The following is a 24,079-nucleotide window of genomic DNA, read 5'->3' as shown; positions in this document are numbered from 1 at the left end:
CGCCTCCGGCACAATAGGCCCCCTCACCCCACCCCCACATCATCCCGAACACACGCCACCGAATGCCCCGGCGCCACCTCACGCAGCGTCCGGGCTTCCGGTTCGGCGCAGGCGGGCAGCGCGAACGGGCACCGCGTCCGGAAGACGCAGCCGGATGGCGGGTTCATCGGGCTCGGCAGGTCGCCCTCCAGCAGCAGGCGCCTCTTCGGCGCGTCGGGGTCCGGGGCGGGGGCGGCCGACAGCAGGGCCATGCTGTAGGGGTGGCGCGGGCGCTCATAGAGCGTGTCGCTCGGCGCGATCTCCATCAGGCGGCCGAGATACATCACCGCCACCCGGTCGCTGATGTAACGCACCACCGCCAGGTCATGGGCGATGAACAGCACCGCCAGCCCCAGCTCGCGCTGCAAATCGCCCAGCAGATTGACCACCTGGGCCTGGACCGAGACGTCGAGCGCCGACACCGGCTCGTCGGCGACGATGAAGTCGGGTTCCACCGCGAGCGCGCGGGCGATGCCGATGCGCTGGCGCTGGCCGCCGGAGAATTCATGCGGGAAACGGTCCATGGCGTCGGCGCCCAGGCCCACCTTCTCCAGCAGGGCGGCCACGCGGTCGCGGCGGTCGGCGCGGGTGCCGATGCCGTGGATCGTCAAGGCCTCGCCGATCACCTCGCGCACGCGCTGGCGCGGGTCGAGGCTGGCATAGGGGTCCTGGAAGACGATCTGCATGCGGCGGCGCAGAGCCCGCATCCCCGCCTTGTCCAGGCCGGTGATCTCCCGGCCGTCGAAACGGATGGAGCCGGCGGTCGGCTCGATCAGCCGCAGGATGCCGCGCCCGGCGGTGGTCTTGCCCGACCCGGATTCGCCGACCAGCCCCAGCACCTCGCCGCGGTTCAGGTCGAAGGACAGATCGTCCACCGCCTTCACCCAGCCGACCGGCCGTTGCAGCAGCCCGCCGCGCACCGGAAAGCGCTTCTCCAGATTGCGGACGCTCAACAGGGGCTGTCCGGTCACGGCATCGGTGACGACATCGCTGCTCATTGCACGTCTCTCCAGCGGCGGCAGCGCACGGCATGGCCGGGGCCGACCGGTTCCAGAACGGGTTCGGCGGCGGTGCAGGCCGGTTCGGCCAGCCCGCAGCGCGGGGCGAAGCTGCAACCGGGCGGGCGGTTCATCGGGCTCGGCACGCTGCCGGGGATGGCGTGCAGCCGGCCGCCGTCGCCGCGGCGCTGGCCCGGATGCGGCATGCAGGCCAGCAGCCCGCGGGTGTAGGGGTGCCGGGGCGATTTCAGCAGGGAGCGGACGTCGCCCTCCTCGACGATGCGGCCGGCATACATCACCACCACCCGGTGCGCCACCTCCGCCACCACCCCCAGATTATGGGTGATGAACAGGATCGAGGTGCCGGTCTCCTCCTGCAAACGCCGCATCAAATCGAGGATCTGCGCCTGGATGGTGACGTCGAGCGCGGTGGTCGGCTCGTCGGCGATCAGCAGGGTCGGGCGGCAGGCCAGCGCCATGGCGATCATCACGCGCTGACGCATGCCGCCCGACATCTGGTGCGGATATTCGTCCAGCCGCCGCTCCGCCGCCGGGATGCCGACCTTCCGCAGCATGGCCAGCGCCTCCGCCCGCGCCGCCCGGCGGTCGAGGCCCCGGTGGTGGCGCAGCGCCTCGCCGATCTGGTCGCCGACGGTGTAGACCGGGTTCAGCGAGGTCATCGGCTCCTGGAAGATCATGCCGATCTCGTTGCCGCGCACGCCGCGCATGGCGCGCTCGCCGAGGCGGGCGAGGTCGCGCACCCGCCCGTCACGGCCGCGGAACAGGATCTCGCCGCCGGCGATGATGCCCGGCGGCGAGGGGATCAGCCGCATCGCCGACAGGCTGGTCACCGACTTGCCGCTGCCGGATTCGCCGACGACCGCCAGCGTCTCGTTGCGGCGCACGGCGAAGGAGACGCCGTCCACCGCCTTCGACACGCCGGGATCGGCGGTGAAGTGGGTTCGCAGGTTGCGGATGTCGAGCGTGAGGTCAGCGTCCATGACGGGATCCTGGATTTGATGTCAGCGGGTGCAGCCGCGCGCCGGAACCGGCCAGTTGCCGACGACCTCGCCGTCGCGGCTGACCACCATGCGGTCATGCAGGTTGGTCACCACGCAGACATGGTTGGGCAGGATGCGGACGCGGTCGCCGATCTCCGGCTTCGTCGCGCAGTGGCTCAGATCCACCACTGCATGCTCCTCGTTGACGCGGACGATCACCGCGTCGGGGTAATCGAGGATCAGGCCGTAGCCTTCCCCCACCGACGGGGCGACGCGGTCGCTCGACAGCGTCTTGCTGCCGCAATCAAGAACGGCGCGGTCGGGGGTCGGGCGGCTGACCACGGTGGCCCGGACATGCACGGCGCATTCGTCCAGCGTCGCCACCCCGGCGCCGACGGTGGCGCGGTCGTGATAGATGTAGGTGCCGACGCGCAGCTCGGTCACGCCCGGCAGCTCGTGGGTGTCCCAGCAACCGGGGGTGCCGCCGACCGACACTGTCTCCACCGCGATGCCGGCGCCGTCGAGCAGGCTGCGCGCCTCGGCGATGAAGGGCACGGTGCGGGGGCCGCGCGGGTAGGTCATCAGGCCGCGGAAGCGGGTCAGCCCGTTGCCGGCGGCGCGGCGGGCCAGCGTCAGCACCTCGTCGGCGGTCTGCACGCCGCAGCGGCCGTCGCCGCTGTCGAACTCCACCAGGATGCCGATCTCGACGCCGGCCCGCGTGGCGGCGGCGGCCACGGTGTCGAGGGCGACGGCGTTGTCGAGCGCCACCGTCAGTTTGGTCTTGCCGGCCAGCTCGGCCAGCGGCGCCACCTTGCCGGCGCCGACGATGGGGTAGGTCAGCAGGATGTCGGTGCAGCCGGCGTCGGCCATCACCATCGCCTCGCTGATCTTCTGGCAGGTGATGCCGACGGCGCCCAGCTCGATCTGGCGGCGGGCGAATTGCGGCAGCTTGTGGGTCTTGATGTGCGGGCGCAGCGCCAACCCGTGCCGGTCGCAGTAGGCCTGCATCTTGGTCAGGTTATGCTCGACCCTATCGAGGTCGATGACGGGGACGGGGGTGTCGAGTTCGTCGACGCGCATGGAACCGCTCCGGAACGCAGATGTGGGAAAGGGGCCGACCCCGGCCGTGAGGGGCGGGACCGGCCATGGGACCGCGATCTTACGCCGCCGGCAGCACCGCGACGCAGTCGATTTCGACCTGGATGTTGTTCAGCTGACAGCCGATGGTGGTGCGGGCCGGCGGCTCGGTCGGGAAGAACTCCGCATAGATGGCGTTGTATTCCTGGAAGCGGCCGAGGTCGCTGAGATAGCTGTTGACCTTCACCACATGGGCGAGGTCGGTGCCGGCGGCCTTCAGGATGATCTCGAGGTTGCGCAGGGTCTGGCGCACCTCGCCGGCGAAATCCTCGGGCAGGGCGCCGGTTTCCGGATGGTGCGGCCCCTGGCCCGACACATGGACGAAGCCGTTCGCGACGATGGCATGGCTGTACTGGCCGGCGGGCTTCACCGCCTTTTCGGCGAAAATCGGCTTGCGGTTGGTCATTCGGTCCTCGCTGATTGGAAAGGGTTGTTCCGGACGGGTCGGTTGCGGGTCAGGGTCCTGCCCGGCCGCGCCCCGGTATGTTCGCCGCCGCGCAGGACGGGCTGTCCGGCGACCAGCACGTCGGTGATGCCGTGCGGCGGCAGGGTCGGGCTCTGGAAGGTCGCGCGGTCGGCGACGTCGGCGGTGAACAGGGTCAGGTCGGCCACCATCCCCGGCCGGACCAGCCCGCGCTCGGACAGGCCGAAGCGCTGGGCCGGGACGGCGGTCATGTGTCGCACGGCATCCTCCAGCCCGAGCCTGCCCTCGCCGTTCAGGGCACGGGCGAGATAGCGCGGGAAGCTGCCGAAGGCGCGGGGATGCGGCTTGCCGGTCTCGCGCGGCAGCCCGTCGGATCCCAGCATGTGCAGCGGGTGCGACAGCGCGGTTTCCAGATCGGCCCCGTCCAGCTGGAACATGACGATGTTGGTGCGGCCACGGTCGGCGCGGACCAGCCGGACCAGCGTGTCGAAGGGCTGCTCCGTCGCGACCTCGGCGATCTCGGCCAGCGACAGCCCTTCCAGGGTGCGCAGGTCCGGCTCGCCGACGCCGCCGATGCGGACATTCTCCCAGCCGATCAGGCGGATCTTGGATTCCCAGCCGGCGTCACCCGGCGCCTCGCCGTCCTCCACCGCGCGGCGCAGAGCCGCCAGCCCGTCGGCATCGGCCATGCGCGCCAGCAGGGCCTCTACCCCGCCCGCCAGCGCCGAGGGCGGCAGCAGTTGCAGGATGGTGCTGGAGCCGGCCGGGTAGGGGTACATGTCGAAGCTGACGTCGGTGCCGTCCCGCCGCGCGATCTCCAGCCGCTCCACCGCCCGCGGCAGGCTTCCCCAATAGGGCCGTCCGGCGGCTTGCAGGTGGGAGAGCAGGCCGCTCGCCCCGCCGGCCTTCAGCAGGTCGAGGAACTCGTCGACCGAGGCGATCAGCCCGCCCTCGTAGGAGCGGACATGGGCGGTCAGCAGCGCGCCATGCGCCGCCACCACCTCGGCCAGCCGCACCAGCTCGGCGCGGTCGGCCCAGGCGCTGGGCGGATAGACCAGGCCGAGCGACAGGCCGTGCGCGCCCTGGCGCAACTGCTCGGCCAGCAATGCCGCCATCGCCTCGCGCTCCTGCGCCGTGGCGGCGCGGTTTTCCCAGCCCATGACGGCGAGGCGGAGTGCCGCGTGGCCGACCAGCGAGACGAGGTTGATGGCGGTGCCACGCCCGTCGAGGGCGGCGCGGTAGGCGGTGAAGTCGGCGAAGCTCTCCTGGTCCGACACCGTGCCCAGCAGGTTGCCGAAATGCTCGCGCAAGGGGCCGGCGCTGTCGGGGCTCCGCGGGTAGAGTCCGAAGGAGCAGTTGCCGACCACCACGGTGGTGACGCCCTGCGCCACCTTCTCCGGCCGGCCGGGCTGGCGCAGCTGGATCAGGTCGTCATGGCAATGGGCGTCGATGAAGCCGGGGGCGAGGAAGCGGCCTTGGGCTTCCAGCGGTTCGGCGTCGGGCGCGTCGAGCATCGGGCCGATGGCGGCGATGCGCCCGCGCTCCACCAGCACATCGGCCGGGAACCAGGGGGCGCCGGTGCCGTCGATGACGCGGGCGCCCTTGATGAGGAGGGAGGCGCTCATCTCATTTCGCCTTCTGGAGCCGGGGGTCGAGCGCGTCGCGCAGCCCGTCGCCGACGATCTGCAACGACAGCACGGTCAGGACGATGGCGCAGCCGGGGAACAGGATCAGCCAGTCGGCCTGCTGGAAATATTGCTGGGCGCCGGCGATCATGTTGCCCCAGGTCGGCGTGGTCGGCGGCACGCCGACGCCGAGGAACGACAAGGCCGCCTCGGTCAGGATGGCGTAGGCGAAGATGAAGGTGGCCTGCACCAGGATCGGCGAGATCAGGTTGGGCAGGATGTGCAGGAAGACGATGCGCGGGGTGGAGGCGCCGAGCGCGGTCGCCGCCTCGATGAAGGGCATCTCGCGCACCACGAGGCAGGCGGCGCGCACCACGCGGGCGACGCGCGGGGTGTAGACGATGCCGAGCGCCAGCACGACATTGTAGAGCGACGGCCCCAGCGCCGCCATGAAGGCGATGGCGAGCAGGATGTCCGGGAAGGCCATCAGCGCGTCGGTCAGCCGCATCAGCAGCCCGTCCAACGGCCGGACATAGCCGGCGGCAAGCCCCAGCAGCGTGCCGAGCAGCGTCGCCACCACCACGACCAGCAGGCCGACCAGCAGCGACAGCCGGGCGCCCAGCATCACGCGGGACAGCACGTCGCGGCCATACTCGTCGGTGCCGAACCAGTGGGCGGCGGAGGGCGGCTTCAGCCGGCCGAGGATATCCATCTTCATCGGGTTGAAGGGGGTGATCCACGGCGCCAGCAGCGCCACCGCCAGGATCGCCAGCATGATCAGGACCGACAGCACCACCAGCCGGCGGCGGAACAGCTGGCGCAGCAGCAGGGCGGCCGGCGAGCGGCTGTTCCGGCCCTTTGCGGAGGAGGGACGGGGAACGCCGCCGTGACCGGCCAGGGCAATCGCTTGACCGACGTTAGCCGCGCTGCCGGATGACGGTTTCGAGGTAGTCGGCGTTCCAGGACATTTTCTTACGCTTGACGGTCAGGCTCTGTTTGCCTGGGGCCTTTCGGATGAGGTTTATGGCCATGTGCCGGATGGCGGCCATGTTTTGAGGGCCGAAGCCGGACCGCAAGCGGGAGAGGTCGTCGTGGAAGACGACATCAAGCACCCAGTGCAGGCGGTTCTCGACATGCCAATGGCAGCGGACAGCGTGGGCCAGGAGACGGGCGTCGAGGCGTGCCGAGGAGAGAAAGTAACGCCGTTCTCGGCTGGGCTTACCCTCCCGCTCGACGTCGGCCTCGACCATGGCGATGCTGGTCAAGGCGGGGAAGCGGGGCTCGCCCGGGAAGCGGCGGTCGGTGGACAGCCAGTCGACGTCGTGGCTGACGACATGGTGGCGGACTTCGATCCGGCCATGGTCGCCGTCGGTGGTGGTGAACGTGTCGGATACGCCGTCGCGTGCCTCGCTGAAGTAGCGCTCGATTTCCCCGCACAGGATCGGCCAGTTGCCCTTCACCGCCAGCAGATAGTCGGCACCCTTGTCGAGAATGGCTTGGGCGATCTTGGTCTGGCACCCCATGGCATCGATGGTTACCAATGCTCCGGTCAGGGCCAAGCGCTCCAGCAGCAGTGGAATGGCGGTGATCTCGTTCGACTTCGCCTCGCAGGCTTGCTGGCCCAGCACCAGCCGCTGTCGGCTGGCCCAGGCGGAGACGAGATGCAGCGGGTTGCGCCCCTGAGCCCGAGCGTGAGCGCGCCGGGAGGTCTTGCCGTCAATGGCGACGATGTCCGGCTCGCCCTCGCGCAACCCGTCCACCCACGCCGTGAAGCAGGACGAAAACAGCTCGCCATCAAGCGCGTTCATCACGTCGTTGAGCGTGTCATGGCTGGCGATGCCTCGCCGGTAGGGCAGGAAACGACGCAGAAAGTCCAGGCGATCCTCGCCCCACTCCTCGATCTCGACAAAGTTCTCCGCCCCACCCAGGGTGGCACACAGCACCAGGAGCAGGATTTCCGGCAGCGGATATACGACCTTCCATGCCTGACGCGGATCCTCCAGCGCCGAGAAGTGATCCAACAGCGACTTGCCAGCCCCTTCCGCCATACCTGCCTCCCATCAATGGAGGCTCCTATGAATCATGCCCGCCCTTCAGAGGGAATCCACAACCGCGTTTAAACTCGATGCGTCAAGCGCCGCTTCAAGCGATTGCCCTGCGTGACCGGCGGGGACGCTTGCCATGGAAACCCTCCCTCTCAATAACGGACCCTGGGATCGACAACGGCATAGAGCAGGTCGACCGTCAGGTTGATCAGCACATAGATGGCGGACACCACCAGCAGGGCGCCCTGGATGACCGGATAGTCGCGGCGCAGCACGGCCGACACGATCAGGTTGCCGACGCCGGGCAGGCCGAACACCGTTTCCGTCACGATGGCGCCGGCGATCATCACCGCGGTGGTCAGGCCGATCACCGTCAGGATCGGGATCATCGCGTTGCGCAGCGCATGCTTCAGCACCACGACCAGCGGCGGCAGCCCCTTGGCCCGCGCGGTGCGGACATAGTCATGGCTCATCACGTCCAGCATGCTGGTGCGGGTGAAGCGGAGGATCAGCGCCGAATTGGGGATGCCCAGCGCGATGGCCGGCAGCACCAGATGGCGCATGCGTTCCAACAGGTCGGCGTCGGGCGGGCCATAGCCGGCGACCGGGAACCAGGCATGGTCGACCGCCAGATACTTGATCAGCGTCAGCCCGATCCAGAAGCTGGGAATGCTCGCCGCCAGCATGGCGAGCCCGACCGCGGTCTGGTCGATCAGCCCGCCGCGCCTGGCCGCCGACAGGATGCCGACCGGCACGCCGATCAGCATGGCGATCCCCACCGACATCAGCGTCAGCAGGCCGGTCAGCTCCGACCGCTCGGCCAGAGCCTGCGCCACCGGGCGGTTGAGGAAGATGGAGGAGCCGAGGTCGAAGCGGACGATCTGGCCGAGATAGAGCAGGAACTGCGTCAGCAGCGGCTCGTCGAGCCCGAGCCGGCCGCGCAGAGCCGCGATGTCCTCCGGCGTGGCGGAGGAGCCCAGCATGACGGCGGCGGGATCGCCCGGCACCACGCGGGCGATCACGAAGACCACCATGGCGACGAGCAGCATGACGACCATCATGCCGGCGATCCGGCGGACGATGTAAACGAGCATGGTTGCGGTCCCAAAGAAAATCCCCTCTCCCCCCCGGGGAGAGGGTTAGGGTGAGGGGGACGCGCGGTGAGGATTCTTGGGAAGGCACGCGGTGCATCCCCCTCACCCCGGCCCTCTCCCCGGGGGGGAGAGGGGGGCTATCCGGAGAGGGAGCTATCCAACCGCCCTCAGCCCTTCAGGTCGGTGTTCCAGAAGAACGGCCAGGGCGTCGGGGTGTAGCCGGTCAGCTTGTCGCTGCTGGCGGCGAGGTTGTAGAACTCGCCGACCTTGACGCTCGGCACCTCGCTGTAGAACAGAGTCTGCAATGCCACCCATTTCGTCTTGCGGGCCGTCGGATCCATCTCGCGGTTGAAGGCGGCCAGCGCCTCGCGCTTGGCCGGGCTGTCCCACCAGCCGGGATAGCTGGGGTTCAGCACGGTGATCAGCGACGGCTCCGGCACGAAGGTGTGGTAGGTGAAGAAGGCGTCCCAGGCCTTCTCGTCGCCGCGTCGTTGCAGCAGCGTCGCCCAGTCCAGCACCTGGAGATCGACCTTGAAGCCGGCGAGTTCGAGCTGGGCCTGCGCCACCATGCTCATCTTATAGAGGAACTCGTACTGGACCGAGGTCATGATGCGGATCGGCTCGCCGTTGTAGCCGGCGGCCTTCAGCAGTTCCGCCGCCTTTCCGGGGGTGTGGTCGGCGTAAGCCTTGGCGCTGGCCGCGTCGAAATAGGGCGTGCCCTGGGCGTAGATCGACCCCTCGGCCTGGACGAAGGCGGGATCGCCGAGGCCCGCCAGCAGCATGTCGCCCGGCTCCAGCGCCGCCAGCACGGCCTGACGCACCTTCTGGTTCGCCATCACGCCGGTCCTGGTGTTCATGATCATCAGCGGGAAGCCGAAGGGCTTGACGATCACCGGCTTGACCCCGGCGGCGCCGGTCAGGCGCGGCAGGGTTTCCGCCGGCAGGCTGTCGGCGAACTGGTACTGGCCGGCGAGAACGCCCGACACGCGGGTCGCCGCGTTCGGCACCGGGACGAAGCGCACCTCGCCGATGACGGCCTTGCGGCTGCCGGCATAGCCGCTGGGCGTGCCGGCGGGGGAGGCGTAGCCGTCATGACGGACCAGCCGGATATACTGGTCGGGCTTGTGTTCCAGCAGCTTGTAGGGGCCGGTGCCGATCAGCGACTTCAGGGCGCCCGGCCCGTCGATGACCGATTTCGGCACGATGGCGGCGGCGCCGTTGTTCATCGCCAGGAGCGCGGTCAGCGGCGCGAAGGGCTCCTTCAGCGCGATGACGACGGTGTCGGCACCCTTGGCGGCGATGCTCTCCACCAGCGGGGCGACGGTCTTGCCGCGCGGCGAGGCCTTGGTCCAATGGTCCAGCGAGGCGACCACGTCGTCGGCGGTGACGGTGCCGCCGTCATGGAAGGTGACGCCGCCGCGCAGCGGGATGGTGTAGGTCCGGCCGTCCGCCGATACCTGCGGCAGGGCCGACGCCACCAGCGGCGCCAGCTTCCAGTCGCCGTCGAAGGTGAACAGCGTCTCGAACATGTGCTGGGTGATGATGCTGACGAGGTCGGAGGTGGTGCCGACCGGGTCCAGCGTCGGCGGCTCGCCGATGGTGGCGACGGTGACCACCGAGGCGCCGCCCTGCTGGGCCCGCGCGGCGGTGCTCCAGCTCCCCAAAATGCCGGTCGAAAGCCCGCCGGCGGTCAGCGTCGTGCCGAGGGCGGTGTTGAACAGACGTCGCGTGATCCCTGTCATTTCCGTCTCCCGAACCGTTTGTCCGAAATATCGGACGTCGGTCTTGTATTCCAGACAAACGAACGGTATATCGGACAAAGACCGCTGGCAAGCCGAAAATCCGCGTGCTAATCGGTTGTGCGGAGACGAGGGAGCGCGGATCAGATGAAGAACGGCGAAGCGGCGGTGAAGCAGGCGGAGGAGAAATCGACGGGCCGCGCCCGTGGCATCGACCGCGTCATCGCGCTGATGGAGCATCTGCACAGCCGGCGCAGCCCGACGCGCATCGCCGACATCGCCCGCGATACCGGCACCCCGCGTTCCACCATGTATGAGCTGGTCAACACGCTGGTCGAGGCGCGCTGGCTGGAACTGCGCGACGGCGACGGCACGGTCTATTTCGGCCCGGCCATGCATTATTACGGCAGCGACTATCTCGACAGCGTCGATCTGATCCGCAAGGCGCGGGTGGAGGTCGCCCACATCGCCGAGACGGTGGGGGAGACCGCGCAGTTCTGCACCCTGGACGGCGACAAATATCTGGTGGTGCTGAACGAACCGGGCCGCCGCATGTTCCGCATCAGCTCGGAGATCGGCATCAAGGTGCCGATCCCCTGGACGGCGTCGGGCCGGCTGCTGGTCGATCACATGGATGCCGACGAGATCCGCCGCTTCATCCCCCCCGATGATTTCATCCTGCCCGACGGCCGCCGCATCGCCGAGGACGAGTTCCTGGAGGACATCCGCCGCGCCCGCACCCAGGGCTATGTCCGCACCACCGCCCTGGTCGACCGTTTCACCACCTGCCTTGCCGCCCCGGTCCGCGATCCGGCCGGACGCTGCATCGCCACCATCTGTTTCGTCGTCCCCGCCGACACGACGGAGGAGGCGCAGCGGGAGATGATCGAGACGCTGAAGGCCAGCGGCGAACGGCTGTCGCCGGGGCGCTGATGCTGCGGTCCCCGGTCTTGCCATTTGACGAAGCCGTACCAGATGTTTTAAATCAGGTCAGGCGGCACACAGTAATAGCGCTGCGAAAGGTCCATATTTCCTCATAGAGCGCTGCGAAAGGGGCGGTCCGGTCCAGATGAATGCCGGATGATGTCTTTCGTAGCGCTATGCTGCGATGCAAAATGGCAAGAACAGCAATGTGATGTCTCCGCTTTCGCGCATGCGGGAACGTGGCAATATCTTCCTCAACAGGCCGCGACACCGGCCGTCGGAACTTGAAACCGAATTTGAAGGAAGACCGCCATGACCACGCTCGACGCTGACTCCGCCGTGTTCGCCGCCAAGTTCGCCGTCATCCGCATCGTCGTCTGCTTTGCCCTGTTCGGCGCCTTTTCGCTGCTGTCGATGACCAACCCGAACGCTATCCTGGCCGCCGACGAAGCCACCGCCGCCGTCGCCATGGAAATGGTGAAGTCGATGCCGGTAACGGTCGCCGACGCCGCCCGCTGATCGAGGATACGGAACGGCGCGGGCCATGGCCCGAACCGTTCCAGTGCCCAGTCCAGTTGCTGTTCCCTTTGCTGAATCCATCTTTCCGTCGCCACGGGCGATCGCCCGGACGCCGTATGGCCGGCTGGAACGGGGATGGTGCGGAGTAACGCCATTCCGTCCGCAAATACCGGTATCTCCTTGACCGGCCCCAAAATTGCGGACCGGGATCCGGTATTTTCCATCATGCGGAAAGCCCGGTCCCGAATTGCTGTAGATCAATCGCCCTCGACTGTTCATCTCCTAGGCTCCGTTGGTCAAACGACATCACGGCCAACGACCTCAAGGGGAGAGAAACGATGAAGGCTATCGATCTGATGACGCCGCGGGTCATCACCATCGGCCCGGAAGAAACCATCGCCGAAGCCGCCCGCAAGATGCTGGCGAACAACATCAGCGGCATGCCGGTCGTCGATGCCGCCGGCAAGGTGGTGGGGATCATCAGCGAAGGCGACCTGCTGCGCCGGGTCGAGCTGGGGACGGAACGTCACCGGTCCTGGTGGCTCGGCCTCGTCTCCGGCGGCACCGTGCCGGCGGAGGATTTCATCAAGTCCCACGCCCGCCGGGTCGCCGACGTCATGACCAGCCATGTCGTGACGGTGGATGAGAACGCCACGCCGGACGAGGTGGTGCGGGTGATGGAGACGCGCCGGATCAAGCGCGTGCCGGTGGTCAGCCGGGGGGCGCTGGTCGGCATCGTCAGCCGCGCCAACCTGCTGCGCGCGCTGGCCAGCGTCTCGCCGGAAACCCCCGCCGCCGCCCTGGACGACCGCGTCCTGAAGGAGCGGGTGGCCGCCGCCGTCAAGGAGCTGTCCTGGGACTCCCGCTCGCATGACGCCATCGTCGTCCGCAACGGTGCCGTCCAGCTCTGGGGCTTCGTCAGCAGCGAATCCCAGCGCGACGCCCTGCGGGTCGCGGCGGAGGGCGTTCCCGGCGTCAAGGCGGTGGAGAACAACATCCAGGTCGTCGATCCGGCCGAAAGCGGCGCCTGGGGGCTCTGACCCACTGCGGCGGCGGGATCAGAACCGCCCCGGCAGCCGCGCCCCGACCAGATGGGTGGCCTGCGCCCCATACGCATAGACGGCCTCGCGCAGCGCCCGGCCCGGCACCGTATCGGGTGCCGTGTCGGGCAGCGGCATGTCGGCGTCCGGCAGCCGGCCGGTGATGTGCTCGGCCAGGCAGCGGCCGAGCACGGTGCCGGGGGCGATGCCGCGGCCGTTGTAGCCGCTGAAGGCGATGACGTTACGGTCCAGCCGGTGGAAGCGGGGCAGATTGTCCCGCGTCATGCCGATCTGGCCGTACCATTCGGCTTCGAAACGCACCGGTCCCAATCGCGGGAACAGGGCGGCCAGTGACCGCCGCGCCCAGGCCCGATGGATCGCGCCGCCGGTCCCGCGCAGCGCGCCGACGCTGCCGAACACCAGCCGGCCCTGGCGGTCGAAGCGGTAGGAACTCAGCACCTGCCTGGTGTCCCACACCCCCTGCCGCTCCGGCAGGATGGCCTTGCTCATGGCCTCGGACAGCGGCTCCGTCGCCAGATTGAAATAGGGCAGATGGACCTGTTCGGTGCGCAGCCGGGCCCAGGGGCCGACGCTGTAGGCATCGGTGGCGACGACCACCCAGTCGGCGGTCACCGATCCGCCCGGCGTCCGCACCATCCATTTGCCGCCGCTCCGGTCGGCCGACCGCACCGGACTGGCGGTGAAGAGGCGCGCACCGGCGGCGATCGCCGCCGCCGCCAGCCCGCGGGCATAGGCCAGCGGCTGGATGGTGCCGGCGCGCAGATCGAGCAGCGAGCCGCTATAGGCCTCGGTCCCGACCTTCTCCGCCGTTTCCCTGGCGTCCAGCAGGCGGACCGGGGCGCCGCGCTTGCGCCAGATCGCCGCCCGCTGCTCCAGTTCGCGCAGGCCCGCCGTGCCGACACCGCAATGGAGCGTGCCGTTGCGCTCATCCTCGCAGGCGATGCCATGCTTGGTGATCAGGTCGAAGACGGAGCGAGGGGCGTCGCCCAGCAGCTCGATCAGCCGCTCGCCATGGACCGGTCCCAGCGTGCTGACCAGCTGGTCCGGCATCACCCACATCCCGGCATTGACCAGCCCGACATTGCGTCCGGCCCCGCCGAAGCCGATCTCCACCGCCTCCACCAGCACGGTGTCCACACCGCTTTCGGCCAGATGCAGGGCGGCGGACAGGCCGGTGTAGCCGGCGCCGACGATCACCACGTCGGCCGTGAGCGGGCCGGTCAAGGCGGTGGTCGGCGGTGCGGCCGGCGCGCTGCGTTCCCAAAGCCCGTGCGACCGCGGATCGTTCTGCATCCCTTGTCGTCCTCTTGTCCCTGTCGTTCCTGCTCTTCGGCCGCCGATCATTCCCGGCGGGAAACACCCCGCCGCCGCGAACATCGGCCGAACAGGCCGCCTCCGCCCCGATGATGACGGGAATGATTGACTTGCGACCGCCCTCCGGCCAAGTGATGTTTCCTCAACCAGTCATTCCGTGTGAGAATGAGATGCGGAGTCCCCGCCGCTTCCTTCCTTCCCTGGCGCTGCTTTCGGCGTTCGAGGCCGCGGCCCGCACCGGCAGCATCACCGCGGCGGCCAGGGAACTCTCCCTGACCCAGAGCGCCGTCAGCCGCCAGATCAAGGCGCTGGAGGAATTGCTGGAGGTCGAGCTGTTCCATCGCGAACGCCAGACCATCCGCCTGACGGCCGGCGGCGAGTATTATGTGCGCGAGGTGCGCGACGCCCTGCGCCGGATCAGCACCGCGTCGCTGAACCTGCGCGCCAACCCCTTCGGCGGCACGCTGAGCATCGCCGTCCTGCCGGCCTTCGGGGCGCGCTGGCTGGCACCGCGCCTGCCCGGTTTCCTCGCCGGCAATCCCGGCATCACCATCAATCTGGTCACCCGCATGGCGCCCTTCGATTTCCGGCTGGACCCGGTGGACGCGGCGATCCATTGCGGCAAGCCGGACTGGCCGGGCGGCGAGATGGCCTTGTTGCGCCGCGAGACCGTAAGTCCGGTTTGCAGCCCGGCCTTGCGCGACCGTTTCGCCTTCCGCCAGCCGGCCGAGCTGCGCCTCGCCCCGCTGTTGCATCTGACCGGCCGACCCGACGCGTGGGAGCGCTGGCTGGACCGTCATGACAGCCCGGCCGACGGCGTCCATGGCATGCTGTTCGACCAGTTCGCCACCGCCATCCGGGCCGCCGTCGCCGGGCTGGGCATCGCCCTGCCGCCGCTGTTCCTGATCGGCGAGGAGTTGCGGTCGGGCCAGCTGGTGCCGGCGCTCGACCTGCCGATGGAGAGCGGGAACGCCTATTACCTCGTCTGGCCGGCGGAACGGGCTGGCTATCCGCCGCTCGCCGCCTTCCGCGACTGGATCCTGGCGGAGACGGCGGAGTGCCGCCTATCCCAGGGTCATGAGCTTTCCTCATGAAGTCGGGAAAAACAATCGCAATCCATCGCCGCACGCCGTTGCTATAGCTGGAGCCTGGAAGGGACCGGACCGGTCCGGCAAGCCAACGCGAGCGAGATTTGGAATGAGCGTCCAGACGATCCTGAGCCCCGATGCGATCCGCAGCCTGTTCTCCGGCGCCATGTCGGAGATGTATCGGACGGAGGTGCCGGCCTATCAGACGCTCGTCGAGCTGGTGTCGGAGGTGAACGCGGCGGTGCTGGCCGCCGATCCGGCGGAGCGCCATCGCCTGGAGGCCGGCGGCGGCCTCGACCGCATCACCGAGGAGCGCCACGGAGCCATCCGCCTCGGCACCGCGGCGGAACTGTCGACCATGCGCCGGCTGTTCGCGGTGATGGGCATGCGGGCGGTCGGCTATTACGACCTGTCGGAGGCCGGGGTACCCGTCCATTCCACCGCCTTCCGTCCGGTGGACGAGGCGGCGCTGAACCGCAACCCCTTCCGCGTCTTCACCTCGCTGCTGCGGCTCGACCTGATCGCCGACGCGGCGTTGCGCGGGGAGGCGGAGCGGGTGCTGGCGGCCCGCAGCATATTCACCCCCGGCTGTCTCGCCCTGATCGAACAGGCCGAGGCCGAGGGCGGGCTGGACGAGGAGGACGCCGCCCGTTTCGTCGCCGAGGCGCTGGAGACCTTCCGCTGGCACAGCCGGGCCAATGTGCCGCTGGAGCTCTACAAGCGCCTGCATGACGCCCATCGGCTGATCGCCGACGTGGTGTCCTTCAAGGGGCCGCACATCAACCATCTGACGCCGCGCACGCTCGACATCGACGCGGTGCAGCGCCTGATGCCGGAAAAGGGCATCGCGCCGAAGGCGGTGGTGGAAGGCCCGCCGACCCGGCGCTGCCCGATCCTGCTGCGCCAGACCTCCTTCAAGGCGCTGAGCGAGCCGGTCGATTTCCAGGCCGGCGCTGGCGGCGGCGACGGCTGGCGTCCGGGTGTCCATACCGCCCGCTTCGGCGAGATCGAACAGCGCGGCATCGCGCTGACGCCGAAGGGGCGGGCGCTCTATGACCGGCTGTTGCAGGAGTCCCGCCGCATCGTCGCCCCGGCCGCCGACGGCTCCAACGCCGCGCGGTACATGGCCTCCCTCGGGGAGGTCTTCGCCCCCTTCCCCGACAGCTGGGACGAGATCCGCCGCCAGGGGCTGGGCTATTTCAGCTATACGCTGACCGAGGCCGGACGCAAGGCCCCCCCGGCGCCGGGGAGCGATCTGGAAACGCTGATCGAGGCCGGTCTCGTCCGCTTCGACCCGGTGGTGTACGAGGATTTCCTGCCGGTCAGCGCCGCCGGCATCTTCCAGTCCAACCTGGGCGATGACGCCCGGCAGGATTTCGCCGCCAGCCCGAACCAGCAGCGCTTCGAAGCCGATCTCGGCATCCCGGTGCTGGACCCGTTCGACCTCTACGCGGCGGTCGAACGCGCCTCCATCGCCGCCTGCCGCGCGGCGGCGTGACGCCAGGCATGTGATCTTCCGTCGGATCGCACGTCAGGCCGGCAGGGCGGCGGGACGGAAGGCCCCCGCCGCCAGCCAGTCCTCCAAGGCCGACGGCGCCAGTGGCCGGGACATCAGATAGCCCTGGCCGAAATCGCAGCCGTGCCGGCGCAGCCACTCATAGGCCTCCCGCGTTTCCACCCCTTCGGCGACGACGAGATAGCCCAGCTCATGGGCGAGATCGATGGTCGAGCGGACCATGATCTGGTCGTTCCGCTCGGTGGCGATCGAGCGGATGAAGCGCTGGTCGATCTTCACCGCCGTCGCCGGAATGTCCTTCAGGTAGGACAGGGCGCTCTGCCCGGTGCCGAAATCGTCGATTTCGACCGCGATCCCCATCCGGCGCAGGGCGAGGAGTTGGCGATCGACCTCCGCCCGGTCGGTCATCAGGGCGCTTTCCGTCACCTCGAAATCGATCCAGTCCGTCCGCACGCCGTGGCTGTCCAGCATGGCCGCCACCCGGTCGGCGAAATCGCCGGCGCCGAGGTCCAGCATCGAAATGTTGATCGACACCGGCAGGGCGATTCCGCGCCGGCGCCAACCGGCTACCTGCGCCAGCACCGCGGCGATCACCCATTCGGTCAGGGGGCGCATCAGCGCCGTCCGTTCCACCAGCGGCACGAATTCCGCCGGAGAGACCGGCCCCAGCTCCGGATGGGTCCAGCGCAGCAGCGCCTCCGCGCCGATGCACCGGTCGGTGCGCAGGTCGATCTTCGGCTGATAGGCCATATGGAGCTGGCCGTCCCCGCCCATCGCCTCGGTCAGGCTGCGCAGCAGCAGGAAGTTGCGGTGGGCGGCGCGGTCCCGCTCCGCGTCATAGGCGCACCAGGGCTTCCGCGTTTCCAGGGACTGGTGGGCGGCGCTGGTCGCCGCCCGCAGCAACTCGACGCTTTCCGCCGGCCGCTCCGGGCGGGAGACGAAGCCGATGCCGGCCGATGTGGTGATCGGCACGCCGTCATAGAGGAACGGGTTGTGCAGCGCCGCGCCGATGCGGCCGAGCATGGCGGGGAGAGCGTCCGCCGCCGCCCCGCCGCCCGGCCGCTCCGGCAGGATGCAGGCGAAACGGGCCGGCGACAGGTGATAGAGCCGGGTCCGTACCGGCAGGCCGGCGGCGATGCGGCGGGCGCAATCGATCTCGAAGGCGTCGGCGCAGGTCTGCCCCAGCACGCGGGTCAGTTCGGCGAATTGCTGGGAGGCCGCGGTGTCGATCACCACCACCGTTCCCAGCGCATCGCCCCCCGCCGGAGCCGCCAGCAGCGCATCGAGGTCGGCCAGGAAGCGGAAGCGGTTGGACAGCGAGGTGACCGGATGCAGGTAGCCGACGGCGCGCCGCGCCTCGATATGCGCCATCGTCATCGCCGACAGGTCGCGCAGCGCCTCCTCCTCCTCCGGGGTCAGGGCCGGGCGGGGCTGGTCGTCCATCACGCAGATGGTGCCGAGCGCCAACCCGTCGGCTGTGCGCAACGGTGCTCCGGCATAGAAGCGGATGTTGGGGTCGCCGGTCACCAGCGGGTTGCCGGCGAAGCGATCGTCCCGCCGGGCATCGCCGACCACGAACAGCGCATCGGAGGCGAGCGCATGGGCGCAGAAGGCATGCTCGCGCGGCGTCTCCCGCACCGGCAGCCCGATCCGCGATTTGAACCATTGCCGGTCGTGGTCCACCAGCGAGATCAGCGCCACCGGCACCTTCAGCAGCTTGGCGGCCAGACGGGTGATCTGGTCGAAGGCCGGCTCCGCCGGGGTGTCGAGCAACTCGTATCGCTGGAGTGCCGCGAGCCGTTCCGCCTCGCGGGCGGGGATCGGCGGCGCGGTCGGGGCGGGCGTCATGGGTGTCGTCATCGCGATCCGCGCATCATCGTCTTCGAGCAATCCTGGTACCTGTCCCGCAACCGATTCTTTCAATCAGCCTAGCCGACCGCCGCGGCGCGGCATAGGGGGAGCCGGCGCGGTTCAGCCCTGCCTCTGCCGGAGTCCCACGGCTTTCCATCGCGCCGGCGCGGGGGCGTTGCCGCGGTCGCGGATCGGGAGGTGACAAAGACCCCAGCCGCGGCGGGCGTGGACGGCCGATGCCGTCAGTCGTCGTCCGCCGGCATCGGGATCATGGAGCGGAGCTGGTTCCTGGCCTCCTCGTCGCTCAAGGCCGGCGCGGCGTTGGGATCGTCCGCCGGCTCCATCACATGGACGAAGGAGGGGACCGCCAGCGTCACCCCCAGCACCACGGCCTGTGCGGCCAGATAGGGGGCCAGGGCGCGGATCAGCCCGCGCATCATGTCGCCGGCCCCGGCCCCGGCCCCGGCCCCGGCCCCGGCCCCGGCGGCGCCGCGCACCATCATCACCGCATAGCCGAGCGGCGGGATGAGGAAGCTGACCTGGAGCGTCAGCAGCACCAGCACCGACACCCATACCGCGTCGGGCACCCGGACCAGCAGCGGCGGCATCAGGACCGGAATGACGACGAAGATGATCTCGAAGGCGTCCAGCACGAAGGCGCAGGCGGCGATCATCGCCATGACGCCCAGCGTCGCCCCGGCCCCGCCGCCGGGAAGGGCGGCGACCAGCCCGTCGAGCAGCCGGTCGGTGCCGAAGCCGCGGAACACCAGGGTGAAGGTGGTGGCGCCGACGAACAGGGCGAACAACGCCCCCGTCACCGCCATGGTGTCGTGCAGCACCGCCTCCATCGCGGCGCGGTCCAGCGACCGGCTGGCGAGGCCGAAGACGAGCAGGGTCACCGCCCCCATCGCCGCCGCCTCGACCGCATAGAGATACCCCGCCGCCACCGCCGCCAGCAGCCCGCCGACGAACAGCAGCGTCGCCAGTGCCGTCACCCAGCCGACGAGGCCCAGCGGCGGCTCGGCCGGGGCCTGCCCGTCCGGCGCCGCCGCCGGCCGGCGCCGCCGCCGGCCGGCGCCGCCCGCTCCACCAGGACAGGACGAGGCACAGCGCCAGGAACAGTCCCGCCGGGGCGAGCGCGCCGCGGAACACGTCCTGGGTGTTGATGACCCGGACGACATGTCCGGCGGCCGGGCCGATCGCGTTCGCGGCCTCGGTGTGGGCGCGCATCATCGCGTCGCCCAGCAGGATCAGCACCAGCGACGGCGGTACCACGACGCCCAGCGTGCTCGCCACGCAGACCACGGCCAGCCCCTGGCCATTGGGGACGCCATGGGCGCGCAGACGCGGCAGCACCACCCGCGACAGGGTGGCGACGCTGGCGGCGACCGACCCGTTCATCGGCGCCAGCAGCGCCCCCAGCCCCATGGCGGAGACCAGCGGCCCCGACCGGTGGCCGCCCATCGCCGCCGTCCCGGCCCGGAACAGGATCCCGGCCAGCGGCAGGCGGTTCAGCAGCGCGCCCATCAGCACATAGAGCGGCAGCGCCTGGAGCAGGTCGTTCTCCAGCAACCCGACGAGACGCGGCGCCAGCGCCATCAGCAGCCCGCCATCCAGCCCGCCGGCCGCCACCCCCAGCGCCGCTGCGGACAGGGACACCGCGATCAGCACCACCCAGGCCGGCAGGCCGGTCGTCAGCAAGGCCGCGACCAGCACCAGCATCACCAGGCCCGCCGCCTCCATGCTCAACTCCTCCCGCGCGCGGTGTCGAGCAGGGCCTGGAGCAGGGTCAGCAGGGCCATGAGCCAAGCGCTGGCCTTTACGATGAAGTATCCCGGATTGAAGGTGTCGGGAAAGGTTTCCAGTTGCAGGACGGAGCGGGAGACCATCCCCCAGCCGGTGACCAGGATGAACAGCGACCAGGGGAGCAGCACCAGAAGGGCGCCCAGCCTGTCCAGCCTCGCCCGCAACGCCCGTGGCAGCCGGTGCCCGAGGCTGTCGGCGGCGAGATGCGTGCCGGCCCGCGTCGCATAGGGAACGGCCATCGAGACATAGAGCGCGAACAGCCACTGGGCGAGGTCGTTGGCCTCGCGCGAATAGGCTTGCAGCAGGTCGCGCAACGGCCATTGCAGGAACAGCAGCAGGGTCACGGCGAAGACCAGCCAGCGTCCGGCCCCGACGATCCGGCCGAGCAGCCGGTCGGCGCGGCGAAGCGGGGGTGGAAGCCGGGGGGCGGAGGCCAGGGGAAAAGCGGGCAAAGGGGAAGAGGACGGAGGGACGCGGTCTGAGGACATCGGCGGGCGCCAGGGCTGCGGAACCGGGGTGGGAAGCGGGAACGGGGTGGAGGGCCGGGGCGACGGCGTCCGGCCACCCAGACCTATCAGATAGTCCGCATCTTCAGCAATGTGTCGATCCCGTGTTTTCCCCTTATGCCGGCATGCGCGCATGGAAACGGGGCGGGATGCCGTCGCACCCCGCCCCGCTCCGTTCTCCAGGGGACCGGCGTCGCCGCCGTTCCCCTCCCGTGTCAGAGGTCGCCCAGCGAGCGCTCCATCTCCCACACCAGCCGGTCGGCCAGCTTGATCGACTGGTGCAGGTCGGCGGGGCTCATGCCCAGGCCGGGGTCCTCGACCACCGGAAAGCTCTCCGCCCGGCCAATTCCCAGACCCTTGGCCCCCAACCCCTTGGCGGAGACCAGCACCTCGTAGCTGCGGTTGTCCTCGTTGAACAGGCATTCGGTTTCAAAACCGCGGGCATCGGCTTCGGCCCACATGATCGCTTTGCTCATGATCCCGGTCCTCGATATGAAGGATTGTTATTTGGCCGTCGCCGCTTCCTTGCGGGCGGCTTTCGCGGAAGGCTTGGCCTCGACCGGTGCCGCGTCCTGGGCCGACGGTTCGGCATAGGCGCGGCCGTAATAGCTGTCGAGCAGCAGCTGCCGGATCTCCGCCACCAGCGGATAGCGCGGGTTGGCGCCGGTGCACTGGTCGTCGAAGGCCGCCTCGGCCAGCGCGTCGACCTTGGCGAGGAAGGCCGCCTCCGCCACGCCCGCCGCCTGGATCGAGGCCGGGATGTCCAACGCCCGCTTCATCTCCTCGACCCACTGGATCAGCTTCTCGACCCGCTCATGGTCGCGGCTGCCGCCGAGATCGAGGTGGCGGGCGATCTGGGCATAGCGCGCCACCCCCTTGGGCCGGTCATACTGGCTGAACGCCGTCTGCTTGGTCGGGATGTCCGCCGCGTTGTAGCGGATGACGTTGGCGATCAGCAGGGCGTTGGCGATGCCGTGCGGGATGTGGAACTCCGCCCCCAGCTTGTGCGCCATCGAATGGCAGACGCCGAGGAAGGCGTTGGCGAAGGCGATGCCGGCCAGCGTGGCCGCATTGTGCACCAGCTCGCGCGCCTTCGGGTCCTGCGCCCCGTTGCGGTAGGCCGAGGGCAGATGCTCCTTCAGCAGCTTCAGCGCCTGGAGCGCCTGGCCGTCCGAATATTCGTTGGCCACCACCGAGACATAGGCCTCCAGCGCATGGGTCACCGCGTCGATGCCGCCGGCCGCCGTCAGCCCCTTGGGCATCTCCATCACCAGATTGGCGTCGACGATCGCCATCGTCGGCGTCAGCTCGTAATCGGCGATCGGATATTTGGTTCCGGTGCGCTCGTCGGTCACCACGGCGAAGGGGGTGACCTCCGACCCGGTGCCCGAGGTGGTCGGCACCGCCACCAGCTGCGCCTTCACCCCCAGCTTGGGGAAGGTGTAGATGCGCTTGCGGATGTCCATGAAGCGCAGGGCCAGATCCTCGAACGCCACGTCGGGCGCCTCGTACATCACCCAGATGATCTTGGCCGCGTCCATCGGCGAGCCGCCGCCCAGCGCCAGGATGACGTCGGGCTGGAAGGCGTTGGCGAGCGCCACGCCCTTGCGCACCACCGCCAGCGTCGGGTCGGCGCTGACCTCGAAGAAGGTCTCGACCTCAAGGCCCAGCGATTTCAGGACGCGCACGCTGTCGTTGACATGGCCGTTCTCGAACAGGAAACGGTCGGTGACGATCAGGCAGCGCTTCTTGCCGCGCAGTTCCTCCAGCGCGAAGGGCAGGCAGCCGCGGCGGAAATAGATCGATTTGGGCAGCTTGTGCCACAGCATGTTCTCCGCCCTCTTCGCCACCGTCTTCTTGTTGATCAGGTGCTGCGGCCCGACATTCTCGGAGATCGAGTTGCCGCCCCACGACCCGCAGCCCAGCGTCAGCGACGGGGCCAGACGGAAATTGTAGAGATCGCCGATGCCGCCATGGGAGGAGGGCGTGTTGATCAGGATGCGGGCGGTCTTCATCCTGTCGCCGAAATGGCGGACGCGGTCCTGTTTCTGGTCCTGGTCGGTGTAGAGGACCGAGGTGTGGCCGATGCCGCCCAGCGCCACCAGGGCGGCGGCCTTGTCGCAGGCCTCGGCGAAGTCCTTGGCGCGGTAGAGCGCCAGGGTCGGCGACAGCTTTTCATGGGCGAAGGCCTCGGCATCGTCGATGTCGGTGACCTCGGCGATCAGCACCTTGGTGGCGAGCGGCACGTTCAACCCGGCCATGCCGGCGATGGCGTGGGCCGGCTGGCCGACGATGTCGGCGTTCAGATGGCCGTCGGTCAGCAGGACCTTGCGCACGGCGTCGGCCTCGCGCGGCGACAGGATGTAGCCGCCATGATGGGCGAAACGGTCGCGCACCGCGTCATAGACGGCGTCGACCACCACCGCCGACTGTTCCGAGGCGCAGACGACGCCATTGTCGAAGGTCTTGGACATCAGGATGGAGGCGACGGCGCGCTTGATGTCGGCGAACTCGTCGATGACCGCCGGGGTGTTGCCGGCGCCGACGCCGATGGCGGGCTTGCCCGACGAATAGGCGGCCTTGACCATGCCCGGACCGCCGGTCGCCAGGATCAGGTTGATGTCCGGGTGGTGCATCACCGCGTTGGACAGCTCCAGCGACGGCGCGTCGATCCAGCCGATGATGTCGTCGGGCGCGCCGGCCTCGACCGCGGCGGCCAGCACCAGGCGGGCGGCCTCGCAGGTCGATTTGCGGGCGCGGGGATGGGGGGAGATGACCAGGCCGTTGCGGGTCTTCAGCGCGATCAGCGCCTTGAAGATGGCGGTCGAGGTCGGGTTGGTGGTGGGGACGATGCCGCAGATCAGGCCGACCGGCTCGGCGATGGTGAGGATGCCGGCGTCGTTGTCCTCGGAAAGGACGCCGCAGGTCTTGTCGTCCTTGTATTTGTTGTAGATGTATTCGGCGGCGAAATGGTTCTTGATGACCTTGTCTTCCATCACGCCCATGCCGGTCTCCTCCACCGCCATCTTGGCAAGCGGGATGCGGGCGTTGGCGGCGGCCAGGGCGGCGCTGCGGAAGATCAGGTCGACCTTCTCCTGCGGATAGTCGGCGAAGCGCTGCTGCGCCGCCTTCACACGCGCGATCAGGGCATTGAGGTCGGCAAGGGTCTTAACGGTGGTGACCATGATTGGGCGTCTCCCGTCGGGTGTCGCCATGCGGCCGGTTTCCCGGCCCGGAACTCCCGAATCTCTCGGTTCCATGCGATATGTAGGAAACCTACATCCGCCCCGATCGCCGCGCAAGAGTGGTCCTACCACTTGCCGTGAGAATTGATCTAGATCAGTTGGCGAGAGTCGGCGCCGCAGGGATTTCCTTATAAATTCTCTAGTTTT

The 24,079-nt window shown here is 69.2% G+C and carries 20 protein-coding genes and 1 pseudogene; 5 read left to right on the top strand and 16 right to left on the bottom strand.

Annotated elements, in window-relative coordinates; genetic code table 11:
• Window positions 1-23: 23 nt before the first annotated feature.
• From AZL_RS19740 to AZL_RS19700, 9 genes are all read right to left on the bottom strand, one after another.
• Window positions 24-1,037, bottom strand: a complete 1,014-nt coding sequence (locus AZL_RS19740; RefSeq protein WP_012976230.1) for an ABC transporter ATP-binding protein — start codon at window positions 1,035-1,037, stop codon at window positions 24-26.
• Window positions 1,034-2,038: an ABC transporter ATP-binding protein gene (locus AZL_RS19735; protein ID WP_012976229.1), complete on the bottom strand. Its 1,005-nt coding sequence runs from the start codon at window positions 2,036-2,038 to the stop codon at window positions 1,034-1,036. The genes AZL_RS19740 and AZL_RS19735 overlap by 4 nt, the downstream gene beginning before the upstream one ends.
• A 21-nt stretch (window positions 2,039-2,059) precedes the next feature.
• A complete protein-coding gene (locus tag AZL_RS19730; RefSeq protein ID WP_012976228.1) occupies window positions 2,060-3,118 on the bottom strand; it encodes a D-TA family PLP-dependent enzyme in 1,059 nt (352 codons plus the stop codon).
• 79 nt (window positions 3,119-3,197) lie between these two features.
• The gene (locus AZL_RS19725; protein ID WP_012976227.1) at window positions 3,198-3,581 is read right to left on the bottom strand and encodes a RidA family protein; all 384 of its coding nucleotides are present in this window, start codon (window positions 3,579-3,581) and stop codon (window positions 3,198-3,200) included.
• Window positions 3,578-5,224: an N-acyl-D-amino-acid deacylase family protein gene (locus tag AZL_RS19720; protein ID WP_012976226.1), complete on the bottom strand. Its 1,647-nt coding sequence runs from the start codon at window positions 5,222-5,224 to the stop codon at window positions 3,578-3,580. The genes AZL_RS19725 and AZL_RS19720 overlap by 4 nt, the downstream gene beginning before the upstream one ends.
• Window position 5,225: 1 nt before the next feature.
• On the bottom strand, window positions 5,226-6,053 hold the full coding sequence (locus AZL_RS19715) for an ABC transporter permease (protein ID WP_086935429.1): 828 nt from the start codon (window positions 6,051-6,053) through the stop codon (window positions 5,226-5,228).
• An 88-nt stretch (window positions 6,054-6,141) separates the two neighbouring features.
• A complete protein-coding gene (locus AZL_RS19710; protein WP_012974918.1) occupies window positions 6,142-7,272 on the bottom strand; it encodes an ISAs1-like element ISAzs15 family transposase in 1,131 nt (376 codons plus the stop codon).
• A gap of 149 nt (window positions 7,273-7,421) precedes the next feature.
• Entirely contained in the window at window positions 7,422-8,363 is a 942-nt protein-coding gene (locus tag AZL_RS19705; RefSeq protein WP_012976224.1) for an ABC transporter permease, read from the bottom strand.
• A gap of 167 nt (window positions 8,364-8,530) precedes the next feature.
• Window positions 8,531-10,105 (bottom strand): ABC transporter substrate-binding protein, encoded by a 1,575-nt coding sequence (locus AZL_RS19700; protein WP_012976223.1) that lies wholly within the window; start codon window positions 10,103-10,105, stop codon window positions 8,531-8,533.
• Window positions 10,106-10,249: 144 nt separating this feature from the next.
• On the opposite strand from AZL_RS19700, the gene AZL_RS19695 reads away from it, so the two are divergent.
• The 3 genes from AZL_RS19695 (at window position 10,250) to AZL_RS19685 (ending at window position 12,585) form a co-directional block, all read left to right on the top strand.
• On the top strand, window positions 10,250-11,035 hold the full coding sequence (locus tag AZL_RS19695) for an IclR family transcriptional regulator (protein WP_012976222.1): 786 nt from the start codon (window positions 10,250-10,252) through the stop codon (window positions 11,033-11,035).
• A gap of 303 nt (window positions 11,036-11,338) precedes the next feature.
• Window positions 11,339-11,545, top strand: coding sequence for a hypothetical protein (locus tag AZL_RS19690; protein ID WP_042444310.1), 207 nt, complete (start codon window positions 11,339-11,341; stop codon window positions 11,543-11,545).
• A 338-nt stretch (window positions 11,546-11,883) separates the two neighbouring features.
• Window positions 11,884-12,585 (top strand): CBS domain-containing protein, encoded by a 702-nt coding sequence (locus AZL_RS19685; RefSeq protein WP_012976221.1) that lies wholly within the window; start codon window positions 11,884-11,886, stop codon window positions 12,583-12,585.
• Window positions 12,586-12,603: 18 nt separating this feature from the next.
• On the opposite strand, the gene AZL_RS19680 is transcribed toward AZL_RS19685, so the two are convergent.
• Window positions 12,604-13,899, bottom strand: a complete 1,296-nt coding sequence (locus AZL_RS19680; protein ID WP_012976220.1) for an NAD(P)/FAD-dependent oxidoreductase — start codon at window positions 13,897-13,899, stop codon at window positions 12,604-12,606.
• 191 nt (window positions 13,900-14,090) lie between these two features.
• Here AZL_RS19680 and AZL_RS19675 point away from each other — a divergent pair, with 191 nt between their 5' ends.
• Complete coding sequence (locus AZL_RS19675; RefSeq protein ID WP_012976219.1) at window positions 14,091-15,014, top strand: LysR family transcriptional regulator; 924 nt, start codon at window positions 14,091-14,093, stop codon at window positions 15,012-15,014.
• Between the two features lie 103 nt (window positions 15,015-15,117).
• On the top strand, window positions 15,118-16,506 hold the full coding sequence (locus tag AZL_RS19670; RefSeq protein WP_012976218.1) for a 2-oxoadipate dioxygenase/decarboxylase HglS: 1,389 nt from the start codon (window positions 15,118-15,120) through the stop codon (window positions 16,504-16,506).
• Between the two features lie 33 nt (window positions 16,507-16,539).
• Here AZL_RS19670 and AZL_RS19665 read toward each other — a convergent pair whose 3' ends face one another.
• The 6 genes and pseudogenes from AZL_RS19665 to adhE form a co-directional block, all read right to left on the bottom strand.
• Window positions 16,540-18,372, bottom strand: a complete 1,833-nt coding sequence (locus AZL_RS19665; RefSeq protein ID WP_247894365.1) for a bifunctional diguanylate cyclase/phosphodiesterase — start codon at window positions 18,370-18,372, stop codon at window positions 16,540-16,542.
• A 245-nt stretch (window positions 18,373-18,617) separates the two neighbouring features.
• Window positions 18,618-19,556: a TRAP transporter large permease subunit gene (locus AZL_RS35705; protein WP_012976216.1), complete on the bottom strand. Its 939-nt coding sequence runs from the start codon at window positions 19,554-19,556 to the stop codon at window positions 18,618-18,620.
• A pseudogene (locus AZL_RS37670) lies at window positions 19,510-20,097 on the bottom strand (TRAP transporter large permease subunit); the annotation flags it as partial. The pseudogene AZL_RS37670 and the gene AZL_RS35705, both read right to left, overlap by 47 nt.
• Before the next feature lie 23 nt (window positions 20,098-20,120).
• Window positions 20,121-20,633, bottom strand: a complete 513-nt coding sequence (locus AZL_RS19655) for a TRAP transporter small permease subunit (protein WP_247894363.1) — start codon at window positions 20,631-20,633, stop codon at window positions 20,121-20,123.
• 269 nt (window positions 20,634-20,902) lie between these two features.
• On the bottom strand, window positions 20,903-21,163 hold the full coding sequence (locus tag AZL_RS19650) for a hypothetical protein (RefSeq protein ID WP_012976213.1): 261 nt from the start codon (window positions 21,161-21,163) through the stop codon (window positions 20,903-20,905).
• Between the two features lie 27 nt (window positions 21,164-21,190).
• Window positions 21,191-23,872, bottom strand: coding sequence for a bifunctional acetaldehyde-CoA/alcohol dehydrogenase (adhE, locus tag AZL_RS19645; RefSeq protein ID WP_012976212.1), 2,682 nt, complete (start codon window positions 23,870-23,872; stop codon window positions 21,191-21,193).
• Window positions 23,873-24,079: the final 207 nt, after the last annotated feature.

Source organism: Azospirillum sp. B510 (assembly GCF_000010725.1).
Lineage (GTDB): Bacteria > Pseudomonadota > Alphaproteobacteria > Azospirillales > Azospirillaceae > Azospirillum > Azospirillum lipoferum_B.
The sequence above is the reverse complement of the archived record's forward strand: the minus strand, read 5'-3'. Positions and strand labels throughout refer to the sequence as shown.

Excerpts from the sequence above, each read along its gene's own strand:
- AZL_RS19740 (WP_012976230.1), bottom strand. The coding sequence starts at position 1,037 with ATGAGCAGCGATGTCGTCACCGATGCCGTGACCGGACAGCCCCTGTTG.
- AZL_RS19735 (WP_012976229.1), bottom strand. The coding sequence starts at position 2,038 with ATGGACGCTGACCTCACGCTCGACATCCGCAACCTGCGAACCCACTTC.
- AZL_RS19730 (WP_012976228.1), bottom strand. The coding sequence starts at position 3,118 with ATGCGCGTCGACGAACTCGACACCCCCGTCCCCGTCATCGACCTCGAT.
- AZL_RS19725 (WP_012976227.1), bottom strand. The coding sequence starts at position 3,581 with ATGACCAACCGCAAGCCGATTTTCGCCGAAAAGGCGGTGAAGCCCGCC.
- AZL_RS19720 (WP_012976226.1), bottom strand. The coding sequence starts at position 5,224 with ATGAGCGCCTCCCTCCTCATCAAGGGCGCCCGCGTCATCGACGGCACC.
- AZL_RS19710 (WP_012974918.1), bottom strand. The coding sequence starts at position 7,272 with ATGGCGGAAGGGGCTGGCAAGTCGCTGTTGGATCACTTCTCGGCGCTG.
- AZL_RS19705 (WP_012976224.1), bottom strand. The coding sequence starts at position 8,363 with ATGCTCGTTTACATCGTCCGCCGGATCGCCGGCATGATGGTCGTCATG.
- AZL_RS19700 (WP_012976223.1), bottom strand. The coding sequence starts at position 10,105 with ATGACAGGGATCACGCGACGTCTGTTCAACACCGCCCTCGGCACGACG.
- AZL_RS19695 (WP_012976222.1), top strand. The coding sequence starts at position 10,250 with ATGAAGAACGGCGAAGCGGCGGTGAAGCAGGCGGAGGAGAAATCGACG.
- AZL_RS19690 (WP_042444310.1), top strand. The coding sequence starts at position 11,339 with ATGACCACGCTCGACGCTGACTCCGCCGTGTTCGCCGCCAAGTTCGCC.
- AZL_RS19685 (WP_012976221.1), top strand. The coding sequence starts at position 11,884 with ATGAAGGCTATCGATCTGATGACGCCGCGGGTCATCACCATCGGCCCG.
- AZL_RS19680 (WP_012976220.1), bottom strand. The coding sequence starts at position 13,899 with ATGCAGAACGATCCGCGGTCGCACGGGCTTTGGGAACGCAGCGCGCCG.
- AZL_RS19675 (WP_012976219.1), top strand. The coding sequence starts at position 14,091 with ATGCGGAGTCCCCGCCGCTTCCTTCCTTCCCTGGCGCTGCTTTCGGCG.
- AZL_RS19670 (WP_012976218.1), top strand. The coding sequence starts at position 15,118 with ATGAGCGTCCAGACGATCCTGAGCCCCGATGCGATCCGCAGCCTGTTC.
- AZL_RS19665 (WP_247894365.1), bottom strand. The coding sequence starts at position 18,372 with ATGACGCCCGCCCCGACCGCGCCGCCGATCCCCGCCCGCGAGGCGGAA.
- AZL_RS35705 (WP_012976216.1), bottom strand. The coding sequence starts at position 19,556 with ATGTCGTCCGGGTCATCAACACCCAGGACGTGTTCCGCGGCGCGCTCG.
- AZL_RS19650 (WP_012976213.1), bottom strand. The coding sequence starts at position 21,163 with ATGAGCAAAGCGATCATGTGGGCCGAAGCCGATGCCCGCGGTTTTGAA.
- adhE (WP_012976212.1), bottom strand. The coding sequence starts at position 23,872 with ATGGTCACCACCGTTAAGACCCTTGCCGACCTCAATGCCCTGATCGCG.